The following is a 14,654-nucleotide window of genomic DNA, read 5'->3' on the forward strand; positions in this document are numbered from 1 at the left end:
AGACGCTGATCGGTGGTGCCGGGCTGGACCTGGTCGCGCCGGCGCAGCACCCGTCAGGGGCGCGGGGAACTGCGCGACCGGCCACGGCCTGTCCGCGGTCGGCGGACGGCAGAAACCCGGCAGTCGAGGGGCCGGGCTTGCCCCGGGGGCCCCACCCTGGGAGAGGATGGGCCCATCCATACGAAGGGACAAAGCACGTGAGCATCGACCCGTCCTCGATTCCGAATTTCGGGGGCCAGCCCGAACCGCAGCAGGGCGCAGGACCGGCGGGCCCCGTCGTCCCCGACCAGGACCTGGTCAAGCAGCTCCTGGACCAGATGGAGCTCAAGCACGTCGTCGACGACGAGGGTGACCTCGCGGCGCCGTGGGAGGAGTTCCGTACGTACTTCATGTTCCGCGGCGAGGACGACCAGCAGGTCTTCTCGGTGCGGACGTTCTACGACCGGCCGCACCAGATCGAGGAGAAGCAGCGGCTTCTCGAGTCGATCGACGACTGGAACCGCCGCACGCTGTGGCCGAAGGTCTACAGCCACACGCACGACGACGGCACGGTCCGCCTCATCGGTGAGGCCCAGATGCTGATCGGCACCGGCGTCTCGCTGGAGCACTTCGTGTCGTCGACGGTCAGCTGGGTGCGCGCCGCGATCGAGTTCGACCGCTGGCTCGTCGAGCAGCTGGGCCTGGAGGCCGACGTGGACTCGGCCGACGGCGAGGGCGACGAGAAGCCCGGCGACGAGCAGGCCTGAGCCCCCGCCTCACAACGGCATGTGGGCGATCGTCACCAGATACGTCCCATACGCGAACGAGAGCCCGGCCAGGGCGACCACCACCAGGTGGGCGCTCCTCGGCCGGGCTCTCGTCATGGCCAGGGCCAGCGGGATCAGCAGCGGGAACGCGGGCAGCAGGAAGCGCGGCTTGGACTCGAAGAAGCCGGAGCCGCCGACCGTGATCAGCACCAGCACGCCCGTGTAGACGAGGAGCGGCAGCGGCGCGGCGCGGTCCGCGACGAGCAGCGCGAACAGGAGCAGCGCCGCCGCGACGATCACCATCGTCATCGCGAAGACCAGCTTGTCGCCGTCGCGCAGCAGGTGCTTCACGAAGGCGAGCGAGCCCGCGCCGAAGTCGAAGCGGGACCCCCAGCCGTCCTGCACCGCGAAGTAGCCGCGCAGCGGATCGCCGGTGCGGATGCCGACATAGAGGACATAAGCGGTCCAGCCGAGCGGGGCGAGCGCCGCGCCCGTACAAACTTTCCACAGGCTGTGGGGAACTTTCCGGCGCCGCCACCGGACCAGCTCGAACGCGGCCGCCGCGCAGACCGCCGCGGCCACCGCGAAGCCGTTGGGCCGCGCGAGCCCCGCGAGGGCGGCCAGCGAACCGGCCCACAGCCACCGCCCGCTCAGCACCGCGTACAGCGACCAGGCCGCGAGCGCGGTGAGCACCGGCTCCGTGTACGCGAGGGACAGCACGACGGAGTGCGGGAGCAGTGCCCAGAGCGCCACGAGGAGGACGGCGGTGCGCCGCCCGTGCAGCCGCTCCCCGATCGCGTACACGCCCCAGGCGGCGGCCCCCGCCGCGAGCCAGGACAGCAGCAGCCCGGCGGCGCCGTGGCCGACGGGCAGGACGGCGGTGACGGCGCGCACCAGCCCCGGGTAGAGCGGGAAGAAGGCGAGGTCGCTCTGGACCACACCGGGCTCGAAGTGGAGGGTGCGCCCGTACCCGTGCGCGGCGATCCCCGTGTACCACCGCGAGTCCCACGACATCCCGAGCAGCCGGAAGGCGTCCTGGTGGGTGAGGTGCGCGACGAGGGCGACGCACGCGAGCCCGGTGAGCCGGACGGCGGCGAAGATCCCGAGGGCGAGGAGAGGGCCTGACGCTGTTGCGGGCAGGCGTCCCGCGGGGCGGGACGGGTGGGCACAGCCCCCGGTGCGGGGTGCCGATACGGGGGCGGCCAGCAGGGTACGACTCACACCCGCACCCTGCGCCCCACGCGGGCCCCGCGCGACCCGGGTCGTCCGTGCGGGGTAAGCGACGGCCCGTCGGAGCCGACGGCCCGTCAGACCCTCAGGGCCGTCGCTCCCTCAGCAGCGTCACCCCGCCAGCGACTTGAGCCGCGTGACGGCCTCCTCCAGGACGGACGTCCGCTTGCAGAAGGCGAACCGCACGAAGGGCGCCCCCGCGTCCCGGTGGTCGTAGAAGACCGCGTTCGGGATGGCGACGACACCGGCACGCTCCGGCAGGGAGCGGCAGAAGGCGAACCCGTCGGTCTCGCCGAGGGGCGTGATGTCGGTCGTGATGAAGTACGTGCCCGCCGGACGGTAGACGTCGAACCCGGCCGCCGTCAGGCCCTCGCTCAGCAGGTCCCGCTTGGCCAGCATGTCCGCGCGGAAGTCGGCGAAGTAGGAGTCGGGCAGGGCGAGCGCCTCGGCCACCGCGTACTGGAAGGGCCCCGAGGAGACGTACGTGAGGAACTGCTTCGCCGAGCGGACCGCCGTCACCAGCTCGGGCGTGGCCGTCACCCAGCCGACCTTCCAGCCCGTGAAGGAGAACGTCTTGCCCGCCGAGCCGATGGTGACGGTGCGCTCGCGCATGCCGGGCAGCGAGGCCAGCGGGATGTGCTCGGCGTCGTCGAAGACCAGGTGTTCGTAGACCTCGTCGGTGACGACGAGGAGGTCCCGCTCGACGGCCAGCTTCGCGATCTCCGTGAGCTCGGCGCGGGTGAGGACCGTGCCGGTCGGGTTGTGCGGGGTGTTGAGGAGGATCAGCCGGGTGCGGTCGGTGACGGCGTCGCGCAGCTCGTCCAGGTCGAGGACGAAACGGCCGTCGCGGGGGCGCAGCGTGACGGGGACGCGGGTGCCGCCCGCCAGGGCGATCGAGGCGGCGTACGAGTCGTAATAGGGCTCCAGTGCGACGACCTCGTCACCCGGCTCGACGAGGGCGAGCAGCGACGCGGCGATCGCCTCGGTGGCGCCCGCCGTCACGAGGACCTCGCGGTCGGGGTCGTAGGAGAGGCCGTAGCGGGCGAGTTGGTGTGCGGCGATCGCGGTGCGCAGCTCCGGGACGCCGGGGCCCGGCGGGTACTGGTTGCCGCGCCCGTCGCGCAGCGCCCGCACCGCGGCCTCGCGCACCGCCTCGGGGCCGTCGGTGTCGGGGAATCCCTGGCCGAGGTTGATCGCGCCCGTTCTCACCGCGAGTGCCGACATCTCGGCGAAGATCGTCGTACCGAACTCGGCGAGGCGGCGGTTGAGCAGCGGGCGCCCGCTCCCGGAAGTGGAGGTCATGGCCGTCATCCTGCGCCGAACCTCTGGACTTCCTCAACTCTGCTTTGCGTCGGCGTGCGCACGGGCATTCCCCTGTCACGCAAGAAGCGAGGCCCACGGGGGGACCCGCTTCGGGGGAACGGAAGGAGCGTGATGGCCGTGGTCGTGGCCTTCATCTTCATTGCGTTGTTCGTGTTCGCCCTGGCGGCGGCGATCAGCTTCGGCGGCAGCAGCCGGCGGCGGAAGCGCGCGAAGTGGAGCTCGGGCACCGCGTCGAGCACGGCGGGCGGCAGCTGGTGGGCCGGGTCCTACGACGGGAGCTACGGCTCGGGGCACCACGGTGGCGGCGGCGGGCACGCCTGCGGCAGCAGCTCCTCCTGTGGTGGCGGAGGTTCCTCCTGCGGGGGCGGTTCCTCGTGCGGAGGCGGCGGGGGCGGATGCGGCGGAGGCAGCTGACACGGGGCAGCTGGTCCACCGGTTCCACGGCGGCGCCCGGCGGGAGAGGCAACTCCCACCGGGCGCTTTCGTGTTGCGCGTGGTCGTGTGTCGTGGTGCGACGGAGGTGTGCCCCGGCGCCATGCCGTGAAGGACGACTGAACAGTTGAACTGTGCAGCCCTCGGGGGGATGGAAACCCTACGAAGTTGGGTAAAAACGCTGTGGCAGTGTCGCCGACCATGATTCCCTCTTAATCGTCAGCACCGCCCTCAATCGTCCGGCACAGGTTTCACGGACCCAGGTCTGGAGACTCGTCACGTGACGTTCTTGTGGGCACGAGCCGGCATTCCGACCTCCCGGTACCTGATCCGGGTGCGCCGGCCCCACCTCCATTGCGTGTTAGCGGAGCCGACCCATGCTCACGACCCTGAAGACTGTCTACACCGACACGCGCGCCGCGGACCTCGCCTGGGCCCTGGGGCGCGAGCCGTTGCCCGCCCTGGCCACCCTCGAACTCGAACTGTCCGACGCGAAGATGCAGCTCAGGCTGCTGGGGGCCTCGCACCAGGTGCTCCTTGAGGAGGAACACGGCAGCTGTTCCGAGACCGTGGCCTGCATCCCCGGCAGCAGTACGCCCCTGCCGCTCGGCGTCTCCAAGCGCGTGGGGGACTGGGAGTACGAGTTCGCGGCGCGCGTCGAGACGCTGTCGAGCGGTCAGTTCGCGGGCCGCGCGCAGGAGTTGCTCGCCCTGGTGGCCGAGCATCCGCACGGCCTGGCCGGCGTGTTCCCCGGCAGCCCGCACGCCTTCACCGCGATGCTGGCGCAGCGCCACGAGGGCTCGGTCATGTGGCGTACGTGGCACGCGTACCCGCAGGACGGGCAGTTGGTGGCGACGCGCACCCGGGTGGGCGTACGGATGCCGATGCCCGCCGCCCTGTGACCGGCGGGCGCCGCGGCCGTCCGCCGCGGGTGCACCAGGTGTGGCGCTTCTACACCTAGTTGCACCCTTGTGGGGGACCCAGTGCGAGTGCGCGGTGACGTAGCGTGCTGGCGTGATCGAGTCGTCGGTGCGGTTGCCGGTCTCGCCCGGAGCAGGACGGTTCTTCGTTCTCGTGGGCGTGTTCGTCTGCGCTGCCTGCGGGCTCGTCTACGAACTCGAACTGGTGGCCCTCGCCTCGTACCTGATCGGGGACTCCGTCACCCAGGCCTCCGTGGTGCTCTCCGTGATGGTGTTCGCCATGGGCATCGGCTCGCTGCTCGCCAAGCGGCTGCGGTGCCGGGCCTCGGCCTGGTTCGGCCTCGTCGAGGCGGCGCTCGCGCTGGTCGGCGGGTGCAGCGCCATGGCCCTGTACGCGGCGTTCGCGTGGACCGGCGACAAGGGCGAGGTGTGGGCGAGCGGATCGCGCTGGCTGCTCGTCGCGTTCTCCCTCGCCATCGGCGTCCTCATCGGCGCCGAGGTGCCGCTCCTGATGGTGCTCATCCAGCGCATCCGCCGCCAGGACGCCAGCGGCGCCGTCGCCGACCTGTTCGCCGCGGACTACGTGGGCGCGCTGGTCGGCGGTCTCGCCTTCCCCTTCCTGCTGCTCCCGCTGCTCGGGCAGCTGACGGGCGCCCTGTTCACCGGCGCGGTCAACGCGCTCGCGGGCGGCGCGCTCGTCTTCGGCCTCTTCGGGCGCGACCTGAGCACGCGCGGGCGCTGGGTACTGCTCACGGCGAACGTCGTGGTGCTCTCCCTGCTCGCCTCGGCCGCCGTCCTCGTCGACGACTTCGAGCGGGCCGCGCGCAGGGCGGTGTACGGCGGGGACGTGCGGGTCGCCGTCCAGACGGACGTGCAGGAGGTCGTCCTCACCGGCGCGAAGCGCAGCACCCTGCACCTCTTCCTCGACGGCCGGCTGCGCATCAGCGGACGCGACGAGAAGCCCTACCACCAGGGGCTCGTCGCACCCGCGATGCGCGGCCCCCACGCGCGCGTGCTGGTCCTCGGCGGCGGCGACGGCCTCGCGGCGCGCGAGGTGCTGCGCCACCGGGGCGTGCGCCGCGTCGACATCGTCGAGCTGGACGCCGCCGTCGTCGGCCTGGCCCGCCGCGACCCCGTCCTCAGCGCGCTCAACGGCCATGTGTACCGCGACCCGCGCGTCCACGTGGTGACCGCCGACGCGTTCCGCTGGCTGCGCTCGGCCCGCGCGACGTACGACGTGGTGATCTCCGACCTGCCGGACCCCGGCATCACGGCCAGCACGAAGCTGTACTCCCAGGAGTTCTACGGCCTGACCACCCGGGTCCTCGCCGAGGGCGGGCGGCTCGCCGTGCACGCGGGCCCGCTGTCCACCCGGGTGCGCGTCTTCTGGACGGTGGAGGCGACGCTGCGCGCGGCGGGGCTGCGGACCGTGCCGTACCGCGTCGGCGGCCGGGAGTCCGGCTTCGCCGCCGGGCCCGACCGCACGGCGGAGGGCGCGCGCGCCCCGCGCGACTGGGGGTTCCTGCTGGCCTCGCGGACCCGGCCCGTGCTGCTGCGCTCGGCCGGGTCCGAGGTGGTGCGCACGGGGGCGTGGGCGGCGGAGCGGACCCGGCTGCCGGGGCTCGCGCCCTCCACCCTGGTGCACCCGCGTTACGCGAACTGACGTACACGCTGCGCCGAACACACGTATACGGCGGCGCCCGCATGGGTAGGCTCGGCTGCCATGGAGCATGAGGTGTTCGTCCCGGTCTCGGCAGAGCGGCTCCGGCAGGTCCTGGCCGACCCCGAGCGGGTCGCCGGGGCGGTCCCGGGGCTCCAGCGCGACGCGGAGGAGACGGCGGGGCCGCTCTCCGGGCGGCTGCGGCTGCGCGTCGGGGGGCACACCATCACGTATCGCGGCGCGGCGACGGCCGTGGCGCGCAAGGACGGGACGTACGCCGTCGAGGGCGAGGGCACGGAGGCGCGCGGCTCCGGCTCCGTGAAGCTGTCGCTGACCGTGCGGCTCGTGCCGGCCGTCGCGGGGACGACGCTCGTGTTCACCGGGAGCGGGGCCGCGGACGGGCGGATCGCGGAAAGTTCTCCACAGGCTGTGGAATCCGCTGTGCGAAGGCTGCTCGAACGGTTCGCGGAGGGGCTGGGCGCGGGGGCGCCGCCCGACACGGTGCCGGAGGAGTCCGGCGCCGAGGGGGCGTCCGCGGCTCCGGAGGCTCCGGCGGCCCCGGCCGTCGCGCCCTCCGTCTTCGAGACGGAGGTGCCGCCGCCGTCCCTCGACCCGCTCGCCGACGACCTCGACGGGCTCGACGACGTGGATGACGCGGACGACGCGGATGACGCCGAGGACCTGCTGGACGACGACGGCCTCGGTGTGGCGCCCGCCGAGGCGGCGCATGCGCGGCGCACCATGATCGGTCGCAGTGCCGAGGAGGTCGACCATGCGCCGCCGCGCGGGCGGTACGCGCCCGCGCCGGCTCCCGAGGCGCTGTCCACGCGGGCCACGCTCCGGTGGGCCGCGCCCGCCGCGGCCGTCGCGCTCGCCTCCGCGATCGTCGTCGGACGGGCCCTGCGGAGGCGCCGCTGACGGCGTGCGCCGGGCGAAGGGGTTCCTCGGCCCGTCCGTCCCTGCGGGCCGCCTGTGGCCGGTCGCGCAGTTCCCCGCGCCCCTGCGGGGCTCTGGGGGGTGGTCCGTCTCGTTCCCCGGGGTGGGACGCCGTAGGGTCGGGTCGTGAGTACCGAAGACGTGATCCTTACCGCGGGTGACGCGGAAGTTGCCGTGCAGCCGGGCCATGGCTGTCGTATCGGAAGTCTCCGCATCGGCGGCGTCGAGCTGCTGAGGCAGGGGCAGAAGTACGGCTGCTTCCCGATGGTGCCCTGGTGCGGCCGTATCCGGGACGGGCGGTTCCGCGACGGCGCGACCGTCCATCAGATGCCGCTCAACTCCCCGCCGCACGCCATCCACGGCTTCGCCCGCGACGCCGAGTGGCGCACGGCGCGCACCTCGAAGACCGAGGCCGTCTTCACGTACGAACTGACCGACCCCTGGCCCTACCCCGGCCGCGTCACCCAGATCGTGGAGCTCACCGAGGAGGCGCTGACGCTGCGCCTGGGCATCGAGACGCACGGCGGCTCCTTCCCCGCGCAGGCCGGCTGGCACCCCTGGTTCAACCGCTCCCTGGACGGCGGCGGCGACCCCGTCCGCGTCGACTTCGCCCCCGCCTGGCAGGAGGAGCGCGGCGACGACCACCTGCCCACCGGCCGCCGTATCGACGTGCGGCCCGGCCCCTGGGACGACTGCTTCGGCATGCCCGAGGGCGTCGACGTGACGCTGACCTGGCCCGGAGCGCTCGAAGTGAACGTCAAGAGCCGCGAGCAGTGGGTCGTCGTGTACGACGAGCAGGAGGCCGCGGTCTGCGTCGAGCCGCAGACCGGGCCGCCGGACGGGCTCAACACCGACCCGCGCCTGGTCACGCCCATCGAGCCCCTGGAGACGGCGACGACCTGGACCTGGCGGCGGCTTTAAGCTCATAGGCATGACTGACGTACGCGGCGAGCTGCTGCAGCAGATCAAGGACAAGGCCGTCGTGCACGGCAAGGTGACGCTCTCCTCCGGCCTGGAGGCCGACTACTACATCGACCTCCGCCGGATCACCCTCGACGGCGAGGCCGCCCCGCTGGTCGGCCAGGTGCTCCTCGACCTCACCAAGGACCTCGACTTCGACGCCGTGGGCGGGCTGACCATGGGCGCCGACCCCGTCGCCGGCGCGATGCTGCACGCCTCCGCCGCGCGCGGCAGGCGCCTGGACGCCTTCGTCGTCCGCAAGGCCGCCAAGGCGCACGGCATGCAGCGCCGCGTCGAGGGCCCGGACATCAAGGGCCGCCGCGTCCTGGTCGTCGAGGACACCTCCACCACCGGCGGCTCGCCGCTGACCGCCGTCGAGGCCGTCCGCGAGGCGGGCGCCGAGGTCGTCGGCGTCGCCACGATCGTGGACCGCGCGACCGGCGCCGGCGAGAAGATCACCGAGGGTGCGGGCGTGCCGTACCTCTTCGCGTACTCGAAGGACGACCTCGGGCTGGCCGACTGAGGACCTAGGTCCCGGCGGATCCGGCCGCACTCCGGCTGGAGCTGTCCGGCAAGTCTGGAAAGATGGGGGCGACGATGACGTCGCCCCCATAGGTCAGGGCCCAGCACACACCCGCACATCCCAAGGAGCGGACACATGCCCATCGCAACTCCCGAGGTCTACGCCGAGATGCTCGACCGGGCGAAGGCAGGCAAGTTCGCCTACCCGGCGATCAACGTCACCTCCTCGCAGACCCTGCACGCCGCGCTGCGCGGCTTCGCTGAGGCCGAGAGCGACGGCATCATCCAGATCTCCACCGGTGGTGCGGAGTTCCTGGGCGGCCAGCACAGCAAGGACATGGTGACCGGCGCCGTCGCCCTCGCCGAGTTCGCGCACATCGTCGCCGCCAAGTACGACGTCACGGTCGCGCTGCACACCGACCACTGCCCCAAGGACAAGCTCGACGGCTACGTCCGCCCGCTGCTCGACGTCTCCGCCGAGCGCGTCAAGGCCGGCCGGAACCCGCTGTTCCAGTCCCACATGTGGGACGGCTCCGCCGAGACCCTCGCGGACAACCTGGCCATCGGCCAGGAGCTCCTGGAGAAGGCCCGCGCCGCCAAGATCATCCTTGAGGTCGAGATCACCCCGACCGGCGGCGAGGAGGACGGCGTCAGCCACGAGATCAACGACGAGCTGTACACCACCGTCGACGACGCGCTGCGCACCGCCGAGGCCCTGGGCCTGGGCGAGAAGGGCCGCTACCTCCTGGCCGCGTCCTTCGGCAACGTGCACGGCGTCTACAAGCCGGGCAACGTCGTCCTCCGTCCCGAGCTGCTCAAGGACCTCCAGGAGGGCGTCGGCGCCAAGTACGGCAAGACGTCCCCCTTCGACTTCGTGTTCCATGGCGGTTCGGGCTCGACCGCCGAGGAGATCGCCACCGCGCTGGAGAACGGCGTCGTGAAGATGAACCTCGACACCGACACGCAGTACGCCTTCACGCGTCCGGTCGCCGACCACATGTTCAAGAACTACGACGGCGTCCTGAAGGTCGACGGCGAGGTCGGTTCGAAGAAGACGTACGACCCGCGCACCTGGGGCAAGCTCGCCGAGGCCGGCATGGCCACGCGCGTCTCCGAGGCCTGCGCCGCGCTGCGTTCGACGGGCACGCGCCTGAAGTGACCGGCGCGGCTCCCGCGGGAGTCACCGGCACGGCTCCGTACGGGCCCGGCACCCTTCCCTGGGTGCCGGGCCCGTACGCGTATGGCGCAGACTGGAACCCATGGCCATTCACAAGGATCTGCTCGGGGGACCGCCCCCGACCCACCTGCCCGACGACCCGGAGCCGCGCGAGCTGCTCGCGAACGGCGCGGACCCGACCGACGTCGCCGCCAAGTACCCCACGTCCTCGCTCGCCTGGGCCCGGCTCGCCGACGAGGCGTACGAGAACGGCCGCGTCGTCGAGTCGTACGCGTACGCCCGTACCGGCTACCACCGCGGCCTGGACGCCCTGCGCCGCAGCGGCTGGAAGGGCCACGGCCCGGTGCCGTGGGAGCACGAGCCCAACCGCGGCTTCCTGCGCGCGCTGCACGCCCTGGCGCGGGCGGCGCAGGCGATCGGCGAGCAGGAGGAGTACGAGCGCTGCGCGGGCTTCCTCCGCGACTCCTCGCAGACGGCGGCCGAGACGCTCGGCTGAGACGCTCGGCTGAGAACGCATCCGCCCCGCGCCCCTTCCGGGGCGCGGGGCGGATCTCTTGGGGGCGAGGGGAACCGCGCGACCGGCCACAGCGGTCCCGCAGAGGCACCTCAGCGCAACGAACGCAGCAGACCCGCGTCGTACGGCGCCGCCTCGTCGAGGCGGTCCGTGAGGGCCTTGTCCGCCCACTCCGGGTCGGATATCAGCGCGCGGCCCACCGCGATCACGTCGAACTCGTCCCGCTCCATGCGGTCCAGGAGCGGGTCGATGCCGGTGACGGACGTGGTCTCCGTGGAGAAGGTCGCCGCGGCCGTGAACTGCTTGTCGAGGCCGACCGAGCCGACGGACAGCGCGGCCCTGCCGGTGAGCTTCTTGATCCAGCCCGCGAGGTTCAGGTCGTCGCCGTCGAACTCGGGGAGCCAGTAGCGGCGCGTGGACGCGTGGAAGGCGTCGACGCCCGCGGCCGCCAACGGCGCGAGCAGGGCATCCAGTTCGGCCGGGTCCGCGGCCAGCTTCTCGTCGTAGGCGTTGGCCTTCCACTGCGAGAGGCGGAGGATCACGGGGAAGCCGGGCGAGACCGCCGCGCGCACCGCCTCGACGATCTCCGCGGCGAAGCGGGTGCGGGAGGCGAGGTCGCCGCCGTAGCCGTCGGTGCGGCGGTTGGTGCGGCCCCAGAGGAACTGGTCGATCAAGTAGCCGTGCGCGCCGTGCAGTTCGACGCCGTCGAAGCCGATCCGCTCCGCGTCGGCCGCCGCGCGGGCGAAGGCCGCGATGACCTCGTCGACGTCGGCGGACGTCATCGCGTGGCCCTTCGCCGCGCCGTCGAGGTCGAGCCCGGAGGGCCCGGCGGGCGGCGCGTCGGGGAACGGCCCGTCGCCCTCGTTGCGGGTCGCGCCGACGTGCCAGAGCTGCGGGACGATCTTTCCGCCCGCCGTGTGCACGGCCTCGGCGACCTTCCGCCAGCCCGCGAGCGCGGCGTCGCCGTGGAAGTGCGGGACGCGGTGGCTGCTGCCGGCCGAGGCGTGGTCGACGTAGGTGCCCTCGGTGATGATCAGGCCGGTGCCGCCCGCGGCGCGGCGCGCGTAGTACTCCGCGACGTCGGCGCCGGGCACGCCGTCCGGGGAGAACTGGCGGGTCATGGGGGCCATGGCGATGCGGTTGCGCAGGGTGAGGCCGTTGATGTCGAAGGGACGGCCGAGGATCCGCGCGGCGCGCGACGTCGTCGTTTCCGTGGCTTCCATGGGTTCTCCTGGGGCTCTCGGTGCTTTCGGCACGGACATCGTCTTACATCGGTGACAGCACTGTACGGCTTTTGGTGATGCCGCATGAAGGGCGGGTCCCGAGCGGGTACCTTGAACGGCATGAACTGGCCAGCGACCGAGCGGCACTGTCTGACCCCCGCGCCCGGCGGCCTCGCCCTCGTCCAGGACCTCCTGAACACCGCGCCCACCGGCCACTCCGCCGCCGCCGACCTGCCCGACCTGCTGGCCGACGGCGCGCTCGAAGCCGCCCAGGAATGGGCCGACGGCGCCGTGCGCGGCTGGGCGCGGGAGACGGGGCGCGGCGACGTGCGTCTGGTGCTGACCGCCGAGGACCTGCCCAAGCTGCGCTGCCTGCGCGACCAGCTGCGCCGGGCGCTCGCCGCCGGGGAAGGGGGCGGGGACGCGGTGCGCTTCACCTCGGCGCCCGTGGTCGTCTCGCTCGGCGGCAACGGCTGCCTGACCGTGGAGCCGGAGGGCGCGGGCGCGCGCTGGCTGGCCTCCGCGGTGCTCGCCGAGGGGCTGCTCGCCCAGACCGCGGGCGTCTGGCGCCGCCTGAAGATCTGCCGCAACGAACCCTGCGCCGCCGCGTTCTTCGACCGCTCCCGCAACAACAGCGGCGTCTGGCACTCGGTGCGCGGCTGCGGGAACGCCGCCCACCAGCGGGCGTGCAGGCAGCGCAAGCGCTCGCAGGACTGACAGCAGCGTCCCGCTGTGGGCGCTGTCCGGGACCGGACATCCCTTGCCGTTTCGGAGAAAGTTGCAGAAGATTCCGGTGGGGACCGGGGCCCCCGTGCCGGTACCGGTAGGGGCGGACCGCTACCCGGAGTACGTATCGAGGAGACAGCGATGTCCCCACAGACGCATGAGGCGTCCACCCCGGCGCACGAGGCGTCCACCGAGGCGCGTGGCGGGTCCGCAGGGACCCCCGAGGGCGAGAGCCCCCACCTCGACTTCGCGGGCACCACCCCGTACGAGGACTACGTCCAGGCGGACGTCCTCACCCACCTCCAGCACCCCCGCTCGGACGACCCCGGCGAGATGGTCTTCCTGGTCACCACCCAGGTCATGGAGCTGTGGTTCACGGTGATCGTCCACGAGTGGGAGACCGCCGCGCACGCCCTGCGCCGCGACGACATCCCCGTCGCGGTCGCCGCGCTCAAGCGCAGCCTGCGCGAGCTGGAGGCCCTGAACGCCTCCTGGCGCCCGCTCGCCCAGCTCACCCCCGCGCAGTTCAACTCCTACCGCAGCGCGCTCGGCGAGGGCTCCGGCTTCCAGTCGGCGATGTACCGCCGCATGGAGTTCCTGCTCGGCGAGAAGTCCGCGTCGATGCTGGTCCCGCACCGCGGCGCGCCGCGCGTCCACGCGGAGCTGGAGAAGGCCCTCCAGGAGCCGAGCCTGTACGACGAGGTGCTGCGCCTGCTCGCCCGGCGCGGCCACGCGATCCCGGCCGCCGTCCTGGAGCGCGACCTCGCCGCGAAGTACGAGCCGTCGCCCGAGGTCGAGGCCGTCTGGACGGAGCTCTACTCCGGCGACGAGAGCGACGACCTGGCCCGCCTCGGCGAGACGCTCACCGACGTCGCCGAGCTGGTCTGGCGCTGGCGCAACGACCACCTGGTCGCCACCCGCCGCGCCATGGGCGCCAAGACGGGCACGGGCGGCTCCGCCGGTGTGGCGTGGCTGGAGAAGCGCGCCGCGAAGAACGTGTTCCCCGAGCTGTGGACTGCGAGGAGCCATGTCTGACCTGCGGACCGAGGCCGAGGCCCTCGACGAGAAGGACGAACTCCGTTCCAAGCGCGCCGAGTTCGTCCTCGACGACACCATCTATCTGGACGGCAACTCGCTGGGCGCCCTGCCCGCGAACGTCCCCGGGCGGATGGCCGAGGTGATGACCCACGAGTGGGGGAAGCTCCGCATCCGCTCCTGGGACGAGAGCGGCTGGTGGACCGCCCCCGAGCGCATCGGCGACCGCATCGCCCCGCTCGTCGGCGCCGCCCCGGGGCAGATCGTGGTCGGCGACTCCACCAGCGTGAACGTCTTCAAGGCGCTGGTGGCCGCCGTCCGTATCGCACGGGACCCCGCACACCCGGACGAGGGGCGCGACGAGATCGTCGTTGACGCCACGACGTTCCCCACGGACGGGTACATCGCGCGGTCCGCCGCCCGCCTCACCGGATGCCGGCTGATCCCGGTCGCGCCGGGCGAGGTGCACGGCGTCCTCGGCGAGCGCACCGCCGCCGTGCTCCTCAACCACGCCGACTACCGCACCGGACGCCTGCACGACCTGCCGGGCCTGACGGCGGCGATCCACGCGGCGGGCGCCCTCGCCGTCTGGGACCTGTGCCACACGGCGGGCGCCCTGCCGGTCGGCCTGGACGAGCACGGCGTCGACCTCGCGGTGGGCTGCACGTACAAGTACCTGAACGGCGGGCCGGGTTCGCCCGCCTACCTCTACGTGCGCGAGAGCCTCCAGGACCGCTTCGACTCGCCGCTGCCCGGCTGGAACTCGCACGCCGAACCCTTCGGCATGCGGCCGGAGTTCGAGGCCGCGGACGGCGCGCTGCGCGGGCGCGTCGGCACGCCGGACATCCTGTCGATGCTCGCCCTTGAGGCGGCGCTCGACGCCTGGGACGGCGTCTCCGTCGACGCCGTGCGGGCCAAGTCCCTCGCCCTGACGGACTTCTTCCTGCGGTGCGTCGATGCGTACGTACCCGAGGGGCGCGTCGAGTCGCTCACGCCGGTCGCGCACGCCGAGCGCGGCAGTCAGGTCGCGCTGCGCTGCGACGGGGCGGGCGACGTGATGAAGCGCCTCGTCGAGCAGGGTGTGGTCGGCGACTTCCGCGCCCCTGACGTGCTGCGCTTCGGATTCACCCCGCTGTACGTCTCCTTCGCGGACGCCGAGCGGGCGGCTCGGGTGCTGGCGCGCACGCTGGACTGATAGCGTCCGGCGGATCTTGCTCCCGCTTTTCCGCACCACGGAAGAGTGGGAGCAT

General features: G+C 72.8%; 15 protein-coding genes. 12 read left to right on the forward strand and 3 right to left on the reverse strand.

The window, feature by feature from the left end; all coding sequences use genetic code 11:
- Positions 1-197 precede the first annotated feature (197 nt).
- Positions 198-746, forward strand: coding sequence for a YbjN domain-containing protein (locus AB0L89_RS26995; RefSeq protein WP_365145937.1), 549 nt, complete (start codon positions 198-200; stop codon positions 744-746).
- Positions 747-755: 9 nt separating this feature from the next.
- Here AB0L89_RS26995 and AB0L89_RS27000 read toward each other — a convergent pair whose 3' ends face one another.
- Positions 756-1,886: a glycosyltransferase family 39 protein gene (locus AB0L89_RS27000; protein WP_365146547.1), complete on the reverse strand. Its 1,131-nt coding sequence runs from the start codon at positions 1,884-1,886 to the stop codon at positions 756-758.
- Positions 1,887-2,087: 201 nt separating this feature from the next.
- Positions 2,088-3,287 (reverse strand): pyridoxal phosphate-dependent aminotransferase, encoded by a 1,200-nt coding sequence (locus AB0L89_RS27005; RefSeq protein WP_365145940.1) that lies wholly within the window; start codon positions 3,285-3,287, stop codon positions 2,088-2,090.
- A 123-nt stretch (positions 3,288-3,410) separates the two neighbouring features.
- Between AB0L89_RS27005 and AB0L89_RS27010 the strand changes: the two genes are divergently transcribed.
- The 8 genes from AB0L89_RS27010 (at position 3,411) to AB0L89_RS27045 (ending at position 10,402) form a co-directional block, all read left to right on the forward strand.
- On the forward strand, positions 3,411-3,713 hold the full coding sequence (locus tag AB0L89_RS27010) for a hypothetical protein (RefSeq protein WP_365145943.1): 303 nt from the start codon (positions 3,411-3,413) through the stop codon (positions 3,711-3,713).
- 395 nt (positions 3,714-4,108) lie between these two features.
- Positions 4,109-4,633, forward strand: coding sequence for a DUF2617 family protein (locus AB0L89_RS27015; RefSeq protein WP_365145946.1), 525 nt, complete (start codon positions 4,109-4,111; stop codon positions 4,631-4,633).
- A 112-nt stretch (positions 4,634-4,745) separates the two neighbouring features.
- Positions 4,746-6,314 (forward strand): polyamine aminopropyltransferase, encoded by a 1,569-nt coding sequence (locus AB0L89_RS27020; RefSeq protein ID WP_365145949.1) that lies wholly within the window; start codon positions 4,746-4,748, stop codon positions 6,312-6,314.
- A gap of 60 nt (positions 6,315-6,374) precedes the next feature.
- Entirely contained in the window at positions 6,375-7,229 is an 855-nt protein-coding gene (locus AB0L89_RS27025) for an SRPBCC domain-containing protein (protein ID WP_365145952.1), read from the forward strand.
- Between the two features lie 144 nt (positions 7,230-7,373).
- A complete protein-coding gene (locus tag AB0L89_RS27030) occupies positions 7,374-8,168 on the forward strand; it encodes an aldose 1-epimerase (RefSeq protein ID WP_365145955.1) in 795 nt (264 codons plus the stop codon).
- Between the two features lie 10 nt (positions 8,169-8,178).
- Positions 8,179-8,730, forward strand: a complete 552-nt coding sequence (gene pyrE / locus AB0L89_RS27035; protein ID WP_365145958.1) for an orotate phosphoribosyltransferase — start codon at positions 8,179-8,181, stop codon at positions 8,728-8,730.
- 135 nt (positions 8,731-8,865) lie between these two features.
- Positions 8,866-9,888 carry a class II fructose-bisphosphate aldolase gene (gene fbaA, locus AB0L89_RS27040; RefSeq protein ID WP_365145961.1) on the forward strand — a complete coding sequence of 341 codons (1,023 nt, stop codon included), beginning with the start codon at positions 8,866-8,868 and terminating at the stop codon, positions 9,886-9,888.
- 100 nt (positions 9,889-9,988) lie between these two features.
- Complete coding sequence (locus tag AB0L89_RS27045) at positions 9,989-10,402, forward strand: DUF3151 domain-containing protein (RefSeq protein ID WP_365145964.1); 414 nt, start codon at positions 9,989-9,991, stop codon at positions 10,400-10,402.
- Positions 10,403-10,512: 110 nt separating this feature from the next.
- Here the strand turns inward: AB0L89_RS27045 and AB0L89_RS27050 are convergent, their stop codons facing one another.
- Positions 10,513-11,643: an NADH:flavin oxidoreductase gene (locus AB0L89_RS27050; RefSeq protein WP_365145967.1), complete on the reverse strand. Its 1,131-nt coding sequence runs from the start codon at positions 11,641-11,643 to the stop codon at positions 10,513-10,515.
- Between the two features lie 120 nt (positions 11,644-11,763).
- On the opposite strand from AB0L89_RS27050, the gene AB0L89_RS27055 reads away from it, so the two are divergent.
- The 3 genes from AB0L89_RS27055 to kynU all read left to right on the forward strand — a co-directional run bounded on the left by AB0L89_RS27055 (position 11,764) and on the right by kynU (position 14,599).
- Positions 11,764-12,360: a CGNR zinc finger domain-containing protein gene (locus AB0L89_RS27055; RefSeq protein ID WP_365145970.1), complete on the forward strand. Its 597-nt coding sequence runs from the start codon at positions 11,764-11,766 to the stop codon at positions 12,358-12,360.
- A 150-nt stretch (positions 12,361-12,510) separates the two neighbouring features.
- Complete coding sequence (locus AB0L89_RS27060) at positions 12,511-13,404, forward strand: tryptophan 2,3-dioxygenase family protein (protein ID WP_365145973.1); 894 nt, start codon at positions 12,511-12,513, stop codon at positions 13,402-13,404.
- A complete protein-coding gene (kynU, locus tag AB0L89_RS27065) occupies positions 13,397-14,599 on the forward strand; it encodes a kynureninase (protein WP_365145976.1) in 1,203 nt (400 codons plus the stop codon). The genes AB0L89_RS27060 and kynU overlap by 8 nt, the downstream gene beginning before the upstream one ends.
- The last annotated feature ends 55 nt before the right edge of the window (positions 14,600-14,654 follow it).

This window comes from Streptomyces sp. NPDC052114 (genome assembly GCF_040680155.1).
Lineage (GTDB): Bacteria > Actinomycetota > Actinomycetes > Streptomycetales > Streptomycetaceae > Streptomyces.